The 17,182-nt window shown below is 65.6% G+C and carries 16 protein-coding genes; 2 read left to right on the forward strand and 14 right to left on the reverse strand.

Annotation, left to right across the window (positions count from 1 at the left end):
• Nucleotide 1: 1 nt before the first annotated feature.
• From ACEN9F_RS24970 to ACEN9F_RS25020, 11 genes are all read right to left on the reverse strand, one after another.
• Nucleotides 2-1,357 carry a DUF1329 domain-containing protein gene (locus ACEN9F_RS24970; RefSeq protein WP_413424391.1) on the reverse strand — a complete coding sequence of 452 codons (1,356 nt, stop codon included), beginning with the start codon at nucleotides 1,355-1,357 and terminating at the stop codon, nucleotides 2-4.
• A 26-nt stretch (nucleotides 1,358-1,383) separates the two neighbouring features.
• Complete coding sequence (locus ACEN9F_RS24975) at nucleotides 1,384-2,970, reverse strand: DUF1302 domain-containing protein (protein WP_413424393.1); 1,587 nt, start codon at nucleotides 2,968-2,970, stop codon at nucleotides 1,384-1,386.
• A gap of 105 nt (nucleotides 2,971-3,075) precedes the next feature.
• A complete protein-coding gene (locus ACEN9F_RS24980; RefSeq protein ID WP_413424395.1) occupies nucleotides 3,076-4,173 on the reverse strand; it encodes a porin in 1,098 nt (365 codons plus the stop codon).
• 65 nt (nucleotides 4,174-4,238) lie between these two features.
• On the reverse strand, nucleotides 4,239-5,132 hold the full coding sequence (locus ACEN9F_RS24985) for a phosphate ABC transporter substrate-binding protein (RefSeq protein WP_413424397.1): 894 nt from the start codon (nucleotides 5,130-5,132) through the stop codon (nucleotides 4,239-4,241).
• 21 nt (nucleotides 5,133-5,153) lie between these two features.
• Entirely contained in the window at nucleotides 5,154-6,698 is a 1,545-nt protein-coding gene (locus ACEN9F_RS24990; RefSeq protein WP_413424399.1) for an acetolactate synthase large subunit, read from the reverse strand.
• Nucleotide 6,699: 1 nt separating this feature from the next.
• Nucleotides 6,700-7,557 (reverse strand): HpcH/HpaI aldolase family protein, encoded by an 858-nt coding sequence (locus ACEN9F_RS24995; protein WP_413424401.1) that lies wholly within the window; start codon nucleotides 7,555-7,557, stop codon nucleotides 6,700-6,702.
• Nucleotides 7,558-7,583: 26 nt separating this feature from the next.
• Nucleotides 7,584-8,570 carry a protocatechuate 3,4-dioxygenase gene (locus ACEN9F_RS25000; protein WP_413424403.1) on the reverse strand — a complete coding sequence of 329 codons (987 nt, stop codon included), beginning with the start codon at nucleotides 8,568-8,570 and terminating at the stop codon, nucleotides 7,584-7,586.
• Nucleotides 8,571-8,601: 31 nt separating this feature from the next.
• Complete coding sequence (locus tag ACEN9F_RS25005; RefSeq protein ID WP_413424405.1) at nucleotides 8,602-9,906, reverse strand: MFS transporter; 1,305 nt, start codon at nucleotides 9,904-9,906, stop codon at nucleotides 8,602-8,604.
• A 27-nt stretch (nucleotides 9,907-9,933) separates the two neighbouring features.
• A complete protein-coding gene (locus ACEN9F_RS25010; RefSeq protein WP_413424407.1) occupies nucleotides 9,934-10,782 on the reverse strand; it encodes an amidohydrolase family protein in 849 nt (282 codons plus the stop codon).
• Nucleotides 10,783-10,798: 16 nt separating this feature from the next.
• A complete protein-coding gene (locus tag ACEN9F_RS25015; protein ID WP_413424409.1) occupies nucleotides 10,799-11,824 on the reverse strand; it encodes an amidohydrolase family protein in 1,026 nt (341 codons plus the stop codon).
• A 13-nt stretch (nucleotides 11,825-11,837) separates the two neighbouring features.
• On the reverse strand, nucleotides 11,838-12,812 hold the full coding sequence (locus ACEN9F_RS25020; RefSeq protein ID WP_413424411.1) for an ABC transporter substrate-binding protein: 975 nt from the start codon (nucleotides 12,810-12,812) through the stop codon (nucleotides 11,838-11,840).
• Between the two features lie 238 nt (nucleotides 12,813-13,050).
• On the opposite strand from ACEN9F_RS25020, the gene ACEN9F_RS25025 reads away from it, so the two are divergent.
• Nucleotides 13,051-13,935 carry a helix-turn-helix domain-containing protein gene (locus tag ACEN9F_RS25025; RefSeq protein WP_413424413.1) on the forward strand — a complete coding sequence of 295 codons (885 nt, stop codon included), beginning with the start codon at nucleotides 13,051-13,053 and terminating at the stop codon, nucleotides 13,933-13,935.
• A gap of 69 nt (nucleotides 13,936-14,004) precedes the next feature.
• On the opposite strand, the gene ACEN9F_RS25030 is transcribed toward ACEN9F_RS25025, so the two are convergent.
• Nucleotides 14,005-14,142, reverse strand: coding sequence for a hypothetical protein (locus ACEN9F_RS25030; RefSeq protein ID WP_413424415.1), 138 nt, complete (start codon nucleotides 14,140-14,142; stop codon nucleotides 14,005-14,007).
• A gap of 191 nt (nucleotides 14,143-14,333) precedes the next feature.
• Between ACEN9F_RS25030 and ACEN9F_RS25035 the strand changes: the two genes are divergently transcribed.
• Nucleotides 14,334-15,566 carry a hypothetical protein gene (locus ACEN9F_RS25035; protein ID WP_413424417.1) on the forward strand — a complete coding sequence of 411 codons (1,233 nt, stop codon included), beginning with the start codon at nucleotides 14,334-14,336 and terminating at the stop codon, nucleotides 15,564-15,566.
• On the opposite strand, the gene ACEN9F_RS25040 is transcribed toward ACEN9F_RS25035, so the two are convergent.
• Nucleotides 15,554-16,201, reverse strand: coding sequence for a hypothetical protein (locus ACEN9F_RS25040; protein WP_413424419.1), 648 nt, complete (start codon nucleotides 16,199-16,201; stop codon nucleotides 15,554-15,556). The two genes, ACEN9F_RS25035 and ACEN9F_RS25040, sit on opposite strands and share 13 nt — an antisense overlap.
• Before the next feature lie 8 nt (nucleotides 16,202-16,209).
• Complete coding sequence (locus ACEN9F_RS25045; protein WP_413424421.1) at nucleotides 16,210-17,160, reverse strand: 5'/3'-nucleotidase SurE; 951 nt, start codon at nucleotides 17,158-17,160, stop codon at nucleotides 16,210-16,212.
• Nucleotides 17,161-17,182: the final 22 nt, after the last annotated feature.

The raw sequence follows: 17,182 nt of genomic DNA on the forward strand, positions 1-17,182 counted from the left end.
ATTACCGCACACCGCCACTAGCCAGCGAGCCCGAGGTGAAGCGCGTCAGTTGCTTGCTGTCGAAGTCCTGGTAGGAGACGCCGCCGGTTTCGTTGATCGCCGCCGCATAGACCCAGCCGCCGGAGAGCAGGTCGAACCACGTGTAGCTCAGCGTGCTGGCGGACGGTTCGTCGCCGGCCAGCAGCGTGAAGGCCTGGCCGGTCTTCCACAGCTTGCCCTGCGCATCCCAGGTGTCGGCCAGCACGGCTTGCCAGGTGTCTTCATCCAGGTAGAGGCGGCGCTTGGCGGCGACGTTGCGCTTGCCGTCGCGCAGCGTCGCTTCCAGCACCCACACGCGGTGCAGTTCCCAGCGCACCACATCCGGGTTCAGCGTGCCCTTGCCGATGACGGCGTTGACCGGCTTGGCGAACAGGCCGTTGTTGTTGTACGGGATGATCATTTCACGCTTGCCCACCAGTTTGACGTCATAGCGGTCCTGCGCGCCGATGAACAGGTTGACGTCGTCGAAGTTGGCCAGGCCGGCGGCCGAGGCATCCGGCGTGTCGTACACCAGCGAAGGCGATTTGCGCACGCGGCGCTGGCCCGGCACATATTGCCAGCCGTCCTTCGGCTTGGTGTAGTTGTCGACATAGTCGATGGTCATCATGGCCTGGCCTGAGTTGGCCGGCGGCTCCGTGATGTCCAGGCGGGCGCGCGCCCATTCGCCGCCGAAGGCTTCCGCCTTGCCCTTCAGGTCGTAGTAGGGATAGGCCAGGCTGGTGCGCTGGCGGTTGGTCAGCACGCGGTCGCCGTTGGCGGTCATCACGTACTTGTCGGCGGTGAAGCTGGTCAGCTGGCCGCGATAGCTCAGCATGTGGTTCCACAGCGCTTCGTGGCCGTTCTTCGGTACCGGGAAAGGGATGCCGCCATAGGCGCCTTCCACCGTCACGCCGTTGTTGGTCAGCTTGGCGCGCGTGGCGTTCTGCGCGACGGCGTCGTAGACGGCTTGCGGGAATACCGCGCTGCGGTGGGTCGGGTAGACGTCGATGCGCATGCCCGGCCACTTGGCCAGCAGCGCCTTGGTGCCGTCGGTCAGTTTGTCGGCATGCTGGGCGGCGTTGGCGGCGGTGATCTGCACCACCGGTTTTTCCGCAGCGAACGGATCGGGACGCTTGTTGTTGGCGCCGGCCGGCGTATTCACCGGCTTGCCGTCCCAGGCCGGGATGCTGCCGTCCTTGTTGGCGGCGCGTTCGGCGCCGTAGGGCGTGAGCGCGCCGGATTTCAGGTTCGGGGCCTGTGCCGAGGCGTTGGCCATGCAGCCAACTGCCAGGCTGATCGCCAGCGCGACGCTGGTGGTGTTAAAGGATGGCGATTTCATAGTCGTGTGTCTCCTTGGTATTCTTGTCAGAAGCTGGTTTGCAGGCTGAAGCGCGCGTAGTCGCGGTCCAGCAAGGGCTGCGAGGTGGCCTTGCCCCGGTAGTTGATGACGGACAGGTTGGCGGTCCACTTGGTCAGGTAGACGCCGGTGACGCCGACGATGACTTCGCCGCCATGGTCCGGGCTGCCGGAGAAGGGGAAGGCGGTGTCGACTACCGAGCGGCCCTTGAACGACCAGCCGAGGTTGAGCGGCAGGCTCAGGTCCAGGCCCGATGCCACCTGGTACCAGGTCGGGGTGAAGATCACACGGCCGCCGTAGCTGGTCTTGTTCAGCGTGGTGTCGACCTTGGCGGCGTTCTGTTGAGCGCTGTTGAGATGGTTGGCCGACAGTTCGCCGACCAGGCTGGTGCCGTCCCACAGCGACGAGGCGCCGCCGATCATGGTGCTCGACAGGTTCAGGTGCGCGGTGCGGCCGGTCGGGTAAGGCGTGTTGTCGTTGAGCCAGGCGGCGCCCTGGCCTGCCGGGACCGCCACCGTACCCTGCCTGGCGATCAGCGGCTGGCCGAAGCGCATCGACGCTTCCAGGCCGACGTTGGCGCTGCCGATCAGGCGCGAGACGCTGGCGCCGACGGCACGCACGTTGTTCGGCACGGCCAGGAAGTAGCGCTGGCTGGCGGCCTGCGTGACCACCTGGGTCGAGGTGTCGTTGTAGCGGATCGCGTACAGGCCGATGTCGGCATCGAGCAGCTCGCTGCGGGTGTTGAGCGCGACGCCGAAGTTGTTCGGCAGGTCGCCCTTGACCATGCCGGCGTACTTGAGCTTGAGCGGACCGGCGAAGATCGCTTCGGCGCCGTCGCCCAGCATGTCGGTCGAGCTCAGGTAGCTGCCGGCCGGATGCAGGCGGGTGGGGCGGTACTTGAACTGGACGTAGGCTTCGACGCTGGTGTCGTTGGTCAGCTGCAGGGTGCTCGACAGCTGCGGCACGGGGATGGTGGTTTCCTTGGCCTGAGTACCGGGGATCGACAGCTTGTACAGGTCGATCGGCGCCATGCCCTTGGCGATGCCGTTCATGCCGAAGAACAGCGTGGTGCCCCAGATCAGCGAGTGCTGGCCGAGGCGGTACGACAGCGTCGCGTCGCCGATCTGGTTTTTGCCGAACAAGAACCAGTCCAGCATCTCGGCCTTGCGGCCGGCGATGGCCTTGGTCTCTCCGGCGAACTGGTTGTAGGCGGCATTGACGTTGTTGCTGGTCGCTGGCGAGGTGTTGGAGGTGCCGCTGTTGTACACCGAGTCGTACCAGGCGGCGGCGCTCAGGCGCAGGCCGAAACCGTCTTTCTGGACGTCGAACTCGGACAGCAGGTCGGCGCGGTTCGAGATCAGGCCCTTGCTGAAGTTGCGGTCGCCGTCGTCGTTGTTGACCTTGGCCGCGCCGGTGGTCAGCGCGGCGTCGGGCGAGGTCAGGCGGTAGCCGGCGCTGTACTTGATGGTGTTGTCCCAGCGGATCTGCCAGTCGCCGCCGGGATTGAGATCAGCCGCGCCGGCATGGCCGGCAACCGCCAGCGTGCCGACCATCGCGGTAAGGGTGGACGCGATGGTCCGTGCGTGCTTGTTCATGGTGTCTCCGTAGTTTTAGTTTTGGGGAAGCGTTATAAGAATATTTGACGCATGGGTGCGCGTCTTTGCACAAAAGGCAGATTCACTGGTACTTTTGCCGGAGGATCAGAATGCGTGCCGGACGCCCATCATCAGCGACTGTTGCGCGCCGCCCGGAAGCGGGCCTGTGCCGGGCGAATTGGTGCTGACCGCACTGGCCAGCGTGCCGCTGTTGTTGATGAACGACGCCGACAGGTAGACGCCGGTGCGCCTGGACAGCGAATAGACAGCGCGCATGGTGAGCAGCACCGCCTTGTTCGGCGAGTCCTCGAACCTGTTCATCGCCAGCATGGCGTCGCACATCAGCAGCGGCGTCGCCGGCACGGCGGCCACCACCCAGTACAGCTGGCTCCTGGGCGTGCTGCCGGCATCGTTGACGCGCCTGAGCCAGCCAGCGCCGAGGCGACTGTCGGCCAGCTTCATGTAGGCGTTGACGGTAAAGCGGCTGTCGCGCAGGTCGGGCGACGTCATGCCGCCATAGGTGGCGGCCGTGCCGCCGTATTGCCGCTCGTACGCGCTGACCAGGCCCCAGCCGCCGCCGTCGTACTTGGCCATCGCCGACCACTCGCGGCACTGGCGGGCGATGGCGGTCTCGCCCGCACAGTTGGTGGCGGTCGGATTATTGGCGCTGACGGCGTCGCGGCCGGTGCTGAAGTTCACGCCGCCGGTGAAGGCGCCCGCCGTGCCGCGATAGGAAATGGCATTGTCGGCGCGCGCGTTTGGAATCCCGCTGTCCAGCGACCCCAGGCCTTGCTGGCTGGCCGCAAAGATGTCGGCATCCAGCATGCCGTAGTAGCGCATGGTGTACTGGCGGCCGACGGTCAGCGTGCCGAAGTCACCGCTGATGCCGACATAGCCCTGGCGGCCGAACAGCCGGCCGCCCTGGCTCAGGGTGCCGGTGTCGACGGAAATGCCGGATTCGAGCGTGAAGATGGCGCTCAAGCCGCCGCCCAGGTCCTCGCTGCCGCGAAACCCCAGCCGCGAAGGCGCCGTGCCATAGCCTTCGCGGAATTCATGGGAGGTCTTGCCATCGGCGGTGGCCGTGCCGCGCACGTACTCGATGCCGTCATCCAGCAGGCCGTACATGGTAACGCTGCTTTCCGCCCACGCAGGGGCGGCCGCCATCGCTGCCGAGAAAAGGCAGATGGTCGTACTGTGTCGCATGAATGTCTCCGTTGCTTTTTTTATTTCATTTCGACGGTCGCGGGTGAGCCTTGACAGGCGCGGGATTACCCCAGGCTGCCCGTGACGTCGTCGAACAGTTCGTCGACTTCCAGCCGGCGCGGAATGATCTTCTGGTCCAGCGCCCAGTCGATCGCCAGCTGCAGGCCCTTGCGGTTGGCTTCCAGCCCCAGCGGCGGGAAGATGGCCGGCACGCCTTCGGCCAGTTCGCGGCTCTCGGCGATCATGCGGTACAGCTCGCGCACGATGTCGGGACGCTGCTTCGACAGCTCTTCATGCACGACGAACATATGGTTGATCGGCACCACGTTCTCGCGCGCGAACCAGTCCTTGGCGGCGGCGTGCGCATCCGGCACCAGCGTGCGCACGCGCGGATCCTTCGGCATGTCTTCGCCGAGCAGCGCGGCGGCCAGTTCGCCGCTCATCATCATGTCCGGGATCGACGAGCCTTTCGGCAGGCGCGTGCAATTGTCCGGATCGCTGTATTCGGCCAGGTGGCCGTCGCCCAAGGTCATCCAGTGCACCTTGTCCAGGTCGACGCCGTATTCGTGGCGCAGGATGCCGCGTATCCACAGCGCGGTGGTCTGGGTATAGGTGCGCACGCCGACGTGCTTGCCCTCGATGTCTTTCGGGTTGATGTGGCCGAAGTCGCTGTTGAAGCCGGCGCAGTGGTGCTGGAAGCGGCCCGAGATCGGCGCCGGCAGCATCACATAGGGCTTGGCGTAGGCCTTGGCCTGCAGGAAGGTGACGATGGCCAGTTCGCCGGCGTCGTAGCCGTTTTCGCGCACCATGGTCTTGAAGCCGTTGTGCGCCGGAGTCGGACCGCAGAAGTCCAGGTTGACGAGGCCGGACTTGACGCGGCCGTCCAGCAGCGCCTTGGTGACGGCGTATTCGGAAAGGTTGGTGCGCAGCGTAGGCACACCGCTATAGGTGTTAGTCATGATTGTTTTCCTTGAGATGAGTTACAGGCGAACCTCGATCAGCGTCGGACCCTGCTCGCGTGTCGAGTCGAGCATCGCCTTGTGGAAGCCTTCGGCGGTGTCGACCGACACCGACGGCACGCCCATGCTCTTGGCCATCGCCAGCCAGTCGATGCTGGGACGGTCGATGTCGATCATGGCCAGCGCCTGCGGGCCGGGCGCGCCGGCGCCCATGTTGGCGTATTCGGCCTTGAGGATGGCGTAGCTGTTGTTGGCGAAGATGATGGTGGTGATGTTCAGGCCCTCGCGCGCCTGGGTCCACAGCGACTGGATGGTGTACATCGCGCTGCCGTCGCCGACCATGCAGAACACGCGGCGGTCGGGACAGGCCAGCGCGGCGCCGGTGGCCACCGGCGTGCCGTAGCCGATCGAGCCGCCCATGTTGTTGATCAGGTCGTGACGCGCGGCGCCCACGGTCAGCCCCATGGTCTCGCGGCCGGTGGTCAGCGACTCGTCGACCAGGATGCAGTTTTCCGGCAGCGCGGCGGCCAGCGCGGCGGCGATGGTGGCGGGCGTCAGGGCGCCGGTCGGCGGCGCCGCTTCCGCGCGTTGCTGCAGCACGGGGACGGTGTTGCCCGCGCCCAGCGCCCGCACCAGCATGTCCAGGCCGGCCACGCTGTCCTCGCCGATATCGACCAGCGTGTGCACGCTGGTGCCCGGCGCCTTCAGCAGGCTCGGCTTGTCCGGATAGCTGAAGAAGGCGATCGGCTCGGTGGTCTCGACCGTGATGATGTGCTTGAAGCCTTTCAGGTATTCGAGCGCCAGCGGCACCGCATACGGAATGCGCTCCAGCGTGACGCGCCCGGCGCCGCGCTCGATGCGCGAGCTGAAGAACTGGGTGGCGATGCGGCAGCCGGTGGCGGCCTTGATCTTGCCCGCCAGTTGCAGCGCTTCGCCGCGCGTCGCGCGGCCGGCCAGGATCACCAGCGCCGGCTCGCCCGAACGCAGCACCTTGGCCACGTGCTCGACGCTGGAAGCTTCGGGCGCCTTGGCGGCGGACACCGCACGCGGCAGCGTCACCGGCGCGCCGGCTTCCTGCCACGAGGCGTCGCCCGGCAGGATCAGGGTCGAGATCTGGCCCGGATGCTCGCTGGCCTTGGCCACGGCGGCCGCCACGTCCCACGCCACCGTGTGCGACGATTCGACGCGGCGCACCCAATGGCTCAGCGGACGCGCCAGGCCTTCGATGTCGGAAGTCAGCGGCGGGTCGTACCTGAGGTGCGAGGCCGAATGCTCGCCGACGATGTTGACCATGCCCGACGAGGCGCGCCTGGCGTTGTGGATGTTGGCCAGGCCGTTGGCCAGGCCGGGGCCCAGGTGCAGCAAGGTCGAGGCCGGCGAGTCCTTCATGCGGTAGTAGCCGTCGGCGGCGCCGGTGCAGACGCCCTCGAACAGGCACAGCACGCTGCGCATGCGCGGGTTCTCCAGCGCCTTCAGGAAGTGCATCTCCGAGGTGCCCGGATTGGCGAAGCAGATGTCGACACCCTGGTCGGTGAGGGTGTGGACCAGGCTTTCGGCGCCGTTCATCCTAGTACCCCGCCATGTCGCGCGCCTTGCCGATCACGCCGTAGCTGCGTTGCGGCGCCGACATCAGGAAGCTGTAGCCTTCCTTGAGCAGGCGCTCGTAGTTGGCGGCGGTGACGTGCGGGTTGCCGACCTTGACGTTGTGCTTGTGGCAGGTGGCGACGATCTGGCCCATCGCGGCCAGCACTTCCGGGTGATCGTACTGGCGCGCCAGGCCGAGTTCCTGCGACAGGTCGCCTTCGCCGATCAGCACGAAGCCGATGCCGGGCACGTTGGCCAGCATGTCGTCCAGGTTGCCGATGGCCTGGGTGCTTTCGATCATCAGGCCGACCAGGAGCTCGCCCTGCGGCGCCAGCGGCCAGACGTCGGCCTTGGCGTAGTATTCCTGCTGGGTCAGGCCCCAGTAGCGGGAGGCGTTCATCGGGCCGTCGCCGCGCGCGCCCTTGGGCTCGTACAGCGGGGCGTTCTTCGGACGGGCGTAGCGGCACGAGGCCACGGCGTTGTAGGCCTGCTCGACGGTGGCGACGTGCGGCGTGATCACGCCGTAGACGCCGCGGTCCAGCACCTGCTTGGCGAACGACTGGTTCATCTCGACGCCGTTGGCCGGGATGCGGGCCAGCGGCGTGACCTGCGGCGCCAGCGAACCGGAGCTGGCGATCTGCTTGCGGTTGAGCAGGTACTGCAGGGAATCGCCCAGCGCCGAGACGTCGTAGGGATTGTGCTCCATCTCGAACACGATGCCGTCGTATGGCGCATCGCTCATGTCGATGGCCGATTGCTTGTCGATCTTGGAGAAGGCGGTGAAGGCCGGCTTGCCTTGTTCCCAGGCGCGGATGATGCCGTTCAGGCGGTTGTTGCTCATGATGTCCTCGTTGCGTAAAGTTGGTGTTATTGCTTGCTGTCCCAGTACATGAAGCCCATGCCTTCGCCGGTGCCGGCGGCGGTGCGCCAGCACGGCACGTAGTCCACCACCGTCATCTCGGCGCCGGTGTCCTGCATGGCTTTCATCACGCTGACGTAGAGCTTGATCTCGGAGGTGCCGGACTGGTAGTAGCCGTCCGGCACCGCGGCCAGGCCGTCGTAGTCGTACTCGCCCAGCATCTTCATGATCTTGTGGTCGAACTCTTCATCGTTGACGAAGTGCGACAGGCCGCCCGAGGCGAAGATGCCGACGCGCACGTCTTCCGGCCAGGCCGTGATGGCGTCGCGCAGGATGCGGCCGAACTCGATGCAGCGCGCCATCGACGGCTGCGTCGGCGGGTAGAAGCAGTTCATGATGACCGGCACGTGCGGCGGCGGGTTGTCGTCCATGATCTGGTGGTAGACGAAGCTGTAGGCGTGCGGCGCCACCGGATAGTCTGGCAGCGGCTTCATCCAGACGTTGTCCGGCCAGGCGAACAGGTCGGTCAGGTCGAAGCCTTCTTTCTGGAAGGCGTCGATCAGGTAGCTCGCCAGCTTTGGATGGCACGGGTGCGTCACGTGGTGGTCCGGCGCATAGACATCGCGCTGCGGCGGGCCGTTGTGCACTTCCTCGCCGGTGTAGATGGCGATCGACGGCGAGAACTGGGTGAAGATTTCCTTCTGGTCCTTGCCGAGGATGATCGCGACATCGATGTCGGCCGCGCGGTAGGCCTCGGCCATCTTGTCCAGCGCCACGCGGCAGCGGGAGGCGCGCTCGGTGCGCTCCTCGATGGTCAGGTATTTTTCAAACGCCGCCTCGCGGTGCGCTTCCAGTTCCGGATAGGTCCAGGTGCGGTTCTGGAACCACAGCTCCGGATTGTTGCGGTCGCGTTCGCCATTCTTGAGCCAGTCCTCAGGCTTCTGGCCGAGCATGCCGCTGTGCGGTACCGCCATCCCGAATACGATTTTTGCCATCTGCGTTCCTTAGTGTATGTAGTTGTTATGGTCAAACCTTGACGCCGTCCGGCGCCGCTGCGCCGTTCCTGGCGTCGATTTCCTCGGTCACCTTGGGCGACCACTGGGGGCGGAACAGGATGGCCGTGGCCGCCGCGCCGATCAGCAGGAAGACGAAGATCACCATCATCGGCAGGTCGTAGCTGCCGCTGACATGCAGCAGCCATCCCGACAGGCTGGCCGCGACGCCGCCGGCCAGGCTGGTGGCGACCTGCTGCACGCCGGTGACCGCGCCGATCGCCTGTTTCGGGATCAGCGTCAGGCGCGACAGCGCCAGGTTGTTGGCGGTGGCCAGTCCCAGCAGCGACAGCGACAGCACGTTCCAGAACAGCGCCATCTCCAGCGTGTCGGCATAGGCGCCCAGCAGCACGGTGCAACCGCCGATGAAGCCGGCGATGATGAAGGCCTTGCGCACCAGCACGGGGTCGTTGCCGCGGGCGATCACCCGGTCCGCCGCCCAGCCGGCGATGGCCGCCACGATGGCGATGCCGGCAAAGCTGAAGAAGGTGTACAGGCCGGACTTGGCCAGCGACAGGCCGCGCTGCTCGACCAGGTAGGCCGGCATCCAGCTCATGCAATAGAACGTGAAGTAGCCGTAGCAGAAGTTGGTGATCATGCCGCCCCAGACGACCGGGCTGGACAGGATGTTGGCGAAGGTCACCGAGGAGGCCTTGCGCTTGGCCGTCGCCAGTTGCTCGCGGGTGGGAAAGTCGTTGCGGACCAGTCCCAGCCAGGGCGCCAGCCACAGCAGGCCGACGACGCCGGTGGCGATGAACATCACGTTCCACGAGTAGTTGACGATCAGCCAGGCGCCGACCGGCGCGCCGATGGCCGGACCGAATTTGTTGCCCATCGCCAGGATGCCGACCGCCAGGCCGTTCTGGCTTTCGTCGAAGTTGTTGCGGATCCAGCGGTAGCTGGCCGGAATCACGATGGCCTCGGCGGCGCCGATGATCAGGCGCATGACGACCAGGCTGGTCAGGGCGGTCACCGCGCCCATCAGTGCGGTGGCGACGCACCAGGCCGCGAAGCAGATCGCATACGGCCACTTGACGCCGTAGCGGTCCGCCACCACGCCCATCGGGATCTGGAACAGGCCGTAGGACCAGAAGAAGGCCGCGTTGACCCAGCCGCGGTCGACGCTCGACAGGGCGAATTCCCGCACGAAGTTATGGTCCGCCAGCGCCGAGGAAATGCTGGTGCGGTCGATGAAGGAAATCAACACGCCGAGCGCAAGCAGCCCGAGTATGGTCCAGCGGCTTGCGGCCCCTGGCAGTGCTGGTTTACTAGTCTCCATTATTTTCTTTCTTGTGTAGGACGTTGGTTATGCCAGGCCTGGGTAGAGTTGTTGCGCGGTCTTGCAGAAGATCCACGCGCGCTCCTCGTCGTTCAGGCTGGCCAGGCCGGCCTGCGCGGTGGCGAGGATCTCCGACAGCGCGCCGGGCGAGGTCGGGTAGTTCGACCCCCAGGCCAGGCGTTCGGCGCCGAAGGCTTGCACCACTTTCGGGAAGAAGGTCGCGGCGCTGGCCTGTTCCTTCCTCACGTCGTTGAAGATGCGCGGCGTCAGCTTCAGGTAGATGTTCTTCAGCGGCGCCAGGTCGAACAGGCTTTGCGCCTTGGCGTACGGCGCGCCGTCGGCCACTTCCGGACGGCCCAGGTGGTCGAGGATGATGGGCACGGTCGGGAAGCGCCGGGCCAGCGCGGTCACCTGCGGCAGGCCGATGGGGCCGGTCTGGATGCACATGGTCAGCCCCAGCTCGGCGCACAGTTCCCAGGCCGGGAACGAGCGTGGATCGTCCAGCTCGCTCGGGTCGAATTCCTTGGTGCTGCCGCCGGTGAACAGGCGCAGGCCGGCCAGGCCGCGCTGCTGCCATTCGCGGATGCGTTGCGGCGCGTCTTCCCGCAGCACGTCGACCGAGCCGACGGCGACCAGGCGGCCGGCGTATCGATTGCAGCCTTCGACCACGTAGCTGTTGTCGAAGCCGTAGGTGGTCGAGGAGTGCACCACGGCGGCCTTGGCGACGCCGGCCTTGTCCATCTCGGCGATCAGCGCCTCGACGGTGCTGGGCCGTTCCTGCGACCAGTCCGAGCGCTTGCCGAACAGCGGCGCCGGCGGGTAGCGTTGCTCGTCGTCGGAAATAATGTGCGGGTGAATATCTACAATGGTGGTCATGTTCGTCTCGGTCCGGTTATTTGCCTTGCGCCTTCAGGCGCTGGTCCAGGCGGGGGAAGACGCGGCGCGCGTTGCCCTCGAAAATCTTGTAGCGGTCTTCGTCGGTCAGCGAGGCGATGCCGTCGACGTAGCGCTTGGTGTCGTCGAAGTACTGGCCGGTCGACGGGTCCTTGCCGCGCACCGCGCCGATCATTTCCGAGCCGAACAGCACGTTGTCGGCGGGGATGACCTTGGTCAACAGTTCTACGCCCGGTTGGTGGTAGACGCAAGTGTCGAAGAAGATGTTGTCCAGCAAGCCTTCGAGCGGACGGTTCTGCATCTCCAGCGACATGCCGCGGTAGCGTCCCCAGTGGTAAGGCACGGCGCCGCCGCCATGCGGGATGATCAGGCGCAGGCTGGGGAAGTCCTTGAACAGGTCCGACTGCAGGATCTGCATGAAGACCGAGGTGTCGGCGTTCAGGTAGTGCGCGCCGGTGCCGTGGAAGCACGGGTTGCACGAGGCTGCCACGTGGATCATCGCCGGCACGTCCAGGTCGCACAGCGCCTCGTACAGCGGATACCACTCGCGGTCGGTGACCGGGGTGCCGGTCCAGTAGCCGCCGGTCGGATCGGGATTCAGGTTGCAGCCGACGAAACCCAGTTCCTCGACGCAGCGGCGCAGTTCCGGCACGCTGTTCTTCGGCGGCGCCTTCGGCGATTGCGGCAACTGGCACACCGGCGCGAAGTTGTCCGGGTACATTTCGGTGACGCGGTAGACCAGGTCGTTCGAGATTTCCGCCCACTCCAGGCTGGTGCGCTCGTTGCCCAGGTGGTGGCTCATCAGGCCGGCGATCGGCGAGAACAGGGTCAGGTCGCCGCCGCGTTCCTGCTGCAGCTTCAGTTGGCCGCCGCCGACGGCTTCGCGGATCTGGTCGTCGGAGACGAAGGCTTCATCGCGCGACGGGCCGTTGGCCGTATCGTTGGCGAATTCCACCTGCTTGGCGCGAAAGTCGCGGAAGGACTTGGGGACGGTCGTGAAGTGGCCGTGGCAATCGATAATCATGGGGTCTCCGTATTTATTGTGCGTTCGGGTCGACGAACAGCTCGCCGATGGACATGCGGCGCGGCGTCAGGCCCTGCTTGAAGGCGGTCGCTTCCAGCGTCTCGATGGTCTTCAGGTTTTCCTTCAGGCCATAGGGCAGCGGATCGTGGCCGACGATCTTTTGCAGCGCCTGGTATTTCTTGTCGCCGGCGGTGGTGGCCAGGCCGGCGTCGAGGCGCTCCAGCCATTGCTGCTTGGCCTGGTCGAAGGCGTCGTAGATCGACTTGGCGATCCATGGATGCTCGGCCAGCACCGCATCCTTGACGACGATGGTGCCGTGCATCGGATAGACGCCGGTGCGGGCGTAGTACTCGGCTTCGATCCGGGCCGCGTTCGGCAGCAGGTCCGGGTAGTCGGCTTCGACTTCCTGCCAACCGCCGGTCGGCGCGCCGGTGCGGCCGATGCCCGCCGCGCCTTCCAGGCCGGCCACCAGCTCGCCCTTGGCCATCATGTCGGCCAGCGAGGTGTCGGCGGCGGCGTGGATCACGTTGGCCGGCAGCTTGAGCTGGGTGACGTGTTCCTCGTCGTCGACCACCCAGGTGACTTTCGACGCATCGAGGCCGAATTCATCGATCAGCACCTGGCGGTTCCAGACGCCGGTGGTGACCGAGTAGGCGCGCACGCCGACCTTCTTGCCTTCCAGGTCTTTCGGCGAATGGATGCCGGCGTCCGGGCGCACCAGCAGGCCGCCGTGGTGGAAGCGGCGCACCACGAAGATCGGCAGCGCGACGAACGGCGCACCGTAGGCGCGGGCGATGATGTAGGTGGTCGGCGCCAGCTCGCACACGTCGAATTCGACGTCGCGCACCATGCGGCGGAAGGCGCCGATCTGTGGTTTTACGGTCACGAATTCGGCATCGACGCCTTCGATGGGGATCGAGCCGTCACGGATGGCGGCCGTGTGCGGATGCTCGGCAATGGCGATTTTGAGGTGTACTTTGGTGGCCAACTTCATTCTCCTGTGGGATGTTTCGATACTATGGAGTGAAGAATAGAAGATGGCCGCTTGCACGTCTCTACACAAAAATCAGATTCGCTGGCACTTTTGTCGAGCGGTGGACGAATGTGCGTATCAAAGCTATAGTTGGCGCGGGGCCAGCGCTCAAAACCAACGCGGTGCGCCCTGCAAAGGAGACTTCATGACACACAGTGCGATGACAAAGTATCAACGCGAGACGGGCAATAAAGTGACGCTCACAACGGTGCCCAAGGTCCGTTTGTATGTCGAACCCGCGGAGGAAAAAGACGAGCACTGGTTCGTCAATATCGGCCACGTGACCGAGCGCGGCCGCTGGCGTACCGAACCCCACGCGCATCCCCGCTATGGCCAGGTGAACTTCGTGCGCAGCGGCCGTGGCGTCATGAACCTGGAGGGGCACAGCGTGCCGTTCCAGGGGCCGTGCGCGATGCTGCTGCCGGCCGAATGCGTGCACGGGCTGGACTACGAGCTCGACGCGGACCGCTGGGTGGTGACGATGGAAGTGTCGTATCTCACGCAGATCAACAGCAAGCTGCACGAATTCATCCAGCTGTGGTCGCTGCCCAGGGTGATCCCGCTCGGCGACGAGACGGTGCAGGAGTTTCACGGCCTGATCACGAAGCTGGCGCAGGAGCTGGAAGCGAAGGCGGTCGGCCACGTGGTGGCGACGGAAGCGCTGCTGACGTCGCTGATGCTGATGCTGGTGCGCGGCACCTCGCTGGACCAGGCGGCCAACGACGGCGTGACCCGCAGCGAGATCCGCCTGGCGGACCGGTTCCGCGAGCTGATCGACCAGCATTTCCGGGAAAATCTGCAGCTGCAGAACTATGCGTCGATGATGGGGGTGTCGCTGGTGCAGCTGCGCGCCGCCTGCGCCGCCGCCACGGGACAAAGCCCGACCAAGATGATCCATGCGCGCATCATCACCGAAGCCAAGCGCAACCTGATCTTCGGCGATATGTCGATGGAGCAGATCGCCTACTGGCTGGGCTTTTCGGACGCGGCCTACTTCACGCGCTTCTTCCGCAAGGAAGTGGGGCAGACGCCGAGCCAGTTCCGCATCAACGCCAGGCAGCAGCCGCACCGCGCCTGATCCTGGCGCAAATGAAAAAAGGCCGGGTCCCGCGTTGGCGGGCCCCGGCCTTTTTGTCTGTGGTGTTGCTTACAGCATGTAGGGGCTGTGCGCGTACTGCTTGCCCAGCTGCTCGAAGATGCTGCGGATGATCTTTTTCCACGAGCGGCGGCCGGCGGTGGCGGTCGGGATGATCAGGGTGTTCGGGATGGCGGCAAAAGGGGTCATGATATTTTGTCCAGCAATGAAATGTCGATGAATGAAGCTTACAGGCATCCAAGATATAAATATAATTTTATATTTCGATATGAGACATTTTTAATGTGAATATCATGCGGGACCTGAGGCCTTGCCGCCGGCCCGGATGTGATTGAAATGCTCTACAATCGGCGCGGTCCCCCTGACACCACGAGCTTCCATTGACCGAGCAAGTCCCCGCAAGAAGGCCTAGAAAAGCGCCGCACGCCGATGCGTTGCTTGACGCCGCCTGCCGCATCGTCGGCAGCGAGGGGCTGGCCGGCCTGACGCTGCGTCCGTTGGCGGAAATGCTGGGCGTGTCGGTCACCGTGCTCAGCACGCATTACGGCGCGCGGGCCGATGTCATTGCCGCCATCTGCCACGCCGCCTGCGAGCAGGATGCGCTGCTGCTGGCGGACTGGCGCAAGATGCTGACGGCGCTCGGAACTCCGTCGCCGCCGCTTGCCGCCGATCTGGCCGAGGCCATTCTTGAAGATCTCGCCACGCGCCACCGCGCGCTGTCGCTGCTGTACCTGGAAATGTTGCACGCCTGTAGCTGGGACGCATCGCTGCGGCCCGCCTTTGCCGCCTGGGCGGCGGAGCGGAACCGGTTCTGGCACGGGTTTGCCTTGAAGGCGGAGCTGGCGCCGGCGCTGCTGGACTGCGGCTGGTGGCACGGCTACATCATTGCGGAACTGGCCTACAGCGTGGCCTTGCATGGCGTCTCGTCCTACCGCATGCTGCGCCGGCTGTGCCTGCGCCGCCTGTTCGCCGGCGGCCTGGCGCCGGAGCCGGACGCCGAGGACGCCGTCCTGTTTGGCTTGCTGCTGGAGCAAATGCAGTATGCCGGCGGCGCTGTTTCAACCGGCTCCGCCCGCTCGCCCGAATGGCATGCGCTGGCCGCGCGTACCTGCGGCATACGGCTGGCCGCCCAAGGCGTCGGCGGGCTGACGCATCGCGCCATCGCGGCCGAGATGGGCATCCCGCATACGACGCTGAGCTACCGGTTTCCGACGCAGCATGACCTGGTGGTCGCGGGCCTGGAATCCATCATTGCCCACATACTGTCCGCGGTGGACTCCGCCAACCTGGAGGAGCTGCAGCGCTTGCGCACCGAGGGCGACGGCCAGAAGCTCGACCTGGCGCGGGCCAATTTTGCGGTGGCCATCGCCACCACCCGCATGCCGGAGCTGGCGTCCTACACGGCGAACATGCGCAGCCGGCGCGGCAACAACCTGGTCAAGGTGTTCCAAAAATATATGCCCGATGCGCGCGGCATCGACGCCCTGTGTGCGCAGCTTGTTTCCATGGGCCTCACCGGCCTGACCAACACCGAGCCGCCCGGAGAGGCTTCCGACAAATCCGTCGCCGCCGCCTTCTCGGCAGCGGCGAAGTGGCTGGCCTATTCGGCGTAGGCCCACAAGTCCACCGGCGCGGTGCCGCCGTACGCGAGCAGGCGGAAGGCGGCGGGCGCATAGTCGCTATCGACCACCAGGTAGCCGTCCGACTGCGCCGGCAAGTCGCCACAGCCTGCGGTGGCGAGCGAGAGCTTGAGCGAGTTCGGCAGAGCGGTCGCCGCCAGCTTGCCGGACAGCTTGCAGCTGGTGCCGCCCGCCACGATGTCGCCGCCGGCGCTCACCGAAAATGCCGCCACCGTACCGGCCGCCAGGCGCACGGTATAGCTCCTGGTGAGGTCCGTGACATTAATCATCTTCGATGGCGTTGCGATGCTGTTCAACAGCTCCAGCGACGTATTCGCGGTGGCGGCGGGCGTCGCCTGCCAGCCGCCGTTGACGTCGCGACGGTAGATGACGCTGGCCTGCTGCGCGTTATTGTTGAGCACCAGCAGCCGGCTGCCGTCCGCCGCCGCATAGTATTTGCCGGCGTCGGGATTGGCGGCGTCGCCGGCGCTGACGATATAGGCGCCGGCGGCCAGCTCGGTGACGCTGACTTTGACTTTGGACGCATCGTCGTTGCTGTTGCCGCAGGCGGTGAGCAGCAGCGGCAGCAGGATGGCGGCGCCGGTCCAGGTTGGGAAAGTGCGGTTCATGGCGCGGCTCATTGGGCAAACAGATCGCGCAGGCGCAGGCGCAGCCATTGTTGGCCGGCAGGGCGCTGTTCGTAGCCAACCTGCATGGCGGTGACGGCAACCTTGGTCTTGTAGACCAGCGCTTCATCCTCGGCCTGGTCGGCGGTTGCCGCGCCCGGCGCCGAGCCGGTCAAGCCCCAGGGGGCGGCGCTGTTGAACTTCAGGTTGTAGGTGTCGTAGGTTCCCTGGCGTGCAAAGGCCCAGCTGGCGCTGGCCGCGGGCGCATCGGGGAAATTGACGTTCAGCGCGACGCCGGCGGGCAGCAGGGCGGAAGTGCCGGCCTTGGCTTGCAGCGCGCCGATCAGTTTGGTGGTCAGTTGCGCGACGATCCTGGATTTGGGATTGGCCAGTCCGGCGTTGTCGACGGTGTCGGTGCCGGCGCTCAGCGCGATGGCGGGAAGACCGCGTCCGGCGGCGAACTGGGCGTTGCCTATCGTGCCCGAGTTGATGACCAGCTTGCCGACGTTCTGGCCCTCGTTGGGACCGGACAGGACCAGGTCCGGCGCCTTGCCCCAGCGGGCCGGCGCCAGCACATCCAGGCCGTACATCGTGGCCATGACCGGGGTGCCGTGCACGTAGTTGAAATCGCCTCCGGTGTAGCCGCTCTTGGTGAAAGGACCGACCGCCGGCGCGCCCAGCGCGGCGGCGCCATTGTGGCAGCCGCCTTCCGCTTCGATCTGCGTTTTGTCGTTGTCGGAAATGATGGTGGTGGTGCTGTACATGACGATGGCGGCGCTGCGTCCGCTCTGGCCGGAGCAGGGGACCGAGACGATGACGGAATGGCCGGCGGCCTTCAGTTCGTCGTACAAGGCCTTCAGGTTGCTGGTGAGACCGTCGTCGTTGGCCAGGACGATATTCAGTGCGAAGGCGGGACTGGCGCACAAGGCGAGTCCGGCGCTCATGATCAAGCGATAGTTCATGGATTCCTTTGTTGAACTTGGA

It is taken from the genome of Duganella sp. CT11-25 (genome assembly GCF_047302815.1).
In the GTDB taxonomy this organism is placed as follows: domain Bacteria; phylum Pseudomonadota; class Gammaproteobacteria; order Burkholderiales; family Burkholderiaceae_D; genus Rugamonas.